2 protein-coding genes are annotated in these 2,828 nt (G+C 39.7%); both read left to right on the top strand.

The window, feature by feature from the left end:
• Positions 1-1,653: phosphoenolpyruvate--protein phosphotransferase (gene ptsP / locus UC75_RS13990; RefSeq protein WP_228137380.1), on the top strand; the 1,653-nt coding region annotated here is incomplete at its 5' end.
• A gap of 514 nt (positions 1,654-2,167) precedes the next feature.
• The coding region (locus UC75_RS21785) for a peroxidase family protein (protein ID WP_322842908.1) at positions 2,168-2,828 on the top strand (661 nt) is incomplete at its 3' end.

Here is a 2,828-nt window from a genome sequence, read left to right on the forward strand (position 1 = left end):
GATATTAGTCATGAACTTCGACTTCTAGATCAAGCCATTTCATCAGTTCGTTCAGAGATTCGTTCTTTAGATGAAAAAATGCATGATTCATTAATGGCAGAAGAACGCGCTTTATTTAGTGTTTTCTTAAGAATGCTCGATGAGAATGCATTGCCAGCCGAAATTAAAGAACTTATTCGTGACGGGCATTGGGCACAAGGTGCAGTACGCCGTGTGATTGAAAAACATACTGCCCTATTTGCACAAATGGAAGATGACTATCTTCGTGAGCGAGTTTCCGATCTTAAAGATTTAGGCCGACGTATTTTAGCCTCGTTGCAAGAAGAAGACTCCAGCCACCGTGAACTGAGTCCAGACAGTATTTTAATTGGTGAAGAAATTAGTACTGCGGCACTTGTAGAGTTGCCGGTAGACAATATTGCAGCGATTGTGACATCCGAAGGTGCAGCCAACTCACATATGGTGATTGTAGCTCGTGCATTAGGTATTCCAACCGTAGTTGGTGTAACCGAACTGCCTGTTAACACACTTGATGATGCGGAAATGATCGTAGATGCCTATCAGGGTCGTGTTTTTGTTAATCCTCCACGTCGTTTACGCCAACGTTATAAAGAAATTCAAAAAGAAGATGAACAGATCGCAAAAGATCTCAAACAATATGAGACCAAAGAAGCGATTACGCCAGATGGTGTATCTGTTCAGCTTTATGTGAATACGGGTCTCATGATTGATGTCGTCCGCGGAGTACAACGCGGCGCGCAAGGTGTGGGTCTATACCGAAGCGAAATTCCATTCATGTTACGGGAACGTTTCCCAGGTGAAGAGGAACAACGCGCAATCTATCGTCAACAGTTGAGCCACTTTGCCAATAAACCTGTGGTGATGCGAACTCTCGATATTGGTGCCGATAAAGACTTACCGTATTTCAGTATCGAAGAAGAAAACTCGGCATTAGGCTGGCGCGGTATTCGTTTCACGCTTGATCATCCTGAGATTTTCTCGTCACAAATTCGCGCCATGCTCAAAGCCAGTATTGGTCTAAATAATTTGCATATTTTATTGCCTATGGTGACCACAGTAAGTGAAGTCGAAGAAGTACTTTATTTACTTGAGCGTGATTGGATTGCGGTGCAAGAAGAAGAGCAAGTTAAAATTACCAAACCTAAAATTGGAATTATGGTTGAGGTACCAAGCGTATTGCTACAAATTGATGAGTTTGCTGAACTCGTCGATTTCTTCTCAGTCGGTTCAAACGACTTAACCCAATACTTACTTGCGGTTGATCGTAATAATCCACATGTGGCAAACGTTTACTCGCATTTCCACCCATCCATTTTACGTGCTTTAACTCGCTTGGTTAAAGAATGCCATGACCACAAAAAACCAATCAGTATTTGTGGTGAAATGGCAGGTGATCCATTATCGGCAATTTTACTTATGGCGATGGGCTTTAATACCCTTTCGATGAGTTCGAGTAATATTTTGCGTGTACGAAAAGCAATTTGTCATGTACCTATGACAGATGCACAAAAATTACTTGATGATGTTATGAAAATGAATAATCCACTCATTGTGAAAAGCTGGCTTGAGTACTATTTTAAAACTCACGGCCTAGCCGACATGGTCAAATCAAATCGAATCGTAAATGTTTAATATTGAAAAAAAGGAGAGCGATGCTCTCCTTTTTTTCAAATAACTTAATAAAACTAAATATAAAAATTTCTTTTCACTCTCGCTGACACCCTGCTTTTTAAACCAAATTTCAATCGGTTTTTTAAATCAATATTGACAGTTTAATCCATTTGAAAAATAAAACCTCTACTTCTACTATATTTAAAGAGCGTTATTAAAAGATCTTAAGTTGTTCAGCAATTGAAGAGGTAATTGTATGCATCGTTATTTACAGGTTTCATCTTATTTTTCCTTTTGTTTTTTAACCTCCATACAGTAAATTGGAGGAATAACAACTAAAGGAATCTGATGCATTATTAAATAAAAAATAATGAGCCAACATCTTAGTGAAAAGAATTTTTAAACGGTTTCTCTCACCATGTGTTCACTCATTTCTTTATTTGATAAACATGAGTTTTTAAACCAGAAGTCCAGGAAAATGAGCCCTACTACTTTATCAAGAGCTCAATAATTATTACCCAGAGAGAATATAACCATGTCAGACGAATCAAAATGCCCTTTTTCAGGCCATAAATCAAAACCAGAGGTAACGGTCGGTGGTGGCACGCCTAGTTTACACTGGTGGCCAAAACAACTACGCGTCGACCTACTCAACCAACATTCAGAACGTTCTAATCCACTCGGTAAAGATTTTAATTATCGTCAAGAGTTTAAAAAACTCGACTACTATACCCTCAAAGCTGATATCAAAAATGTATTAACCGATTCTCAAGATTGGTGGCCAGCCGATTGGGGAAATTATACAGGCTTATTTATTCGATTAGCATGGCATGCTGCTGGTACATATCGTATGGGTGATGGCCGTGGTGGTGCTGGTCGCGGTCAGCAACGTTTTGCGCCATTAAATAGTTGGCCTGACAATGCGAGCTTAGATAAAGCACGCCGTTTGCTATGGCCAGTTAAACAAAAATACGGTCAAAAAATATCGTGGGCAGATTTATTTATTCTTGCCGGTAACATTGCGCTTGAGTCTTCTGGCTTCCGTACATTTGGTTTTGGTGCGGGTCGTGAAGACGTTTGGGAACCAGACAACGATGTAAACTGGGGCGATGAAAAAGAATGGTTAGCTCATCGAAACTCAGAAGCATTGGAAGGCAGTAATCTAGCTGCAACCGAAATGGGTCTAATTTATGTAA

The sequence above is a fragment of the Acinetobacter sp. V2 genome (genome assembly GCF_001188385.1).
GTDB classification, from domain to species: Bacteria; Pseudomonadota; Gammaproteobacteria; order Pseudomonadales; family Moraxellaceae; genus Acinetobacter; species Acinetobacter oleivorans.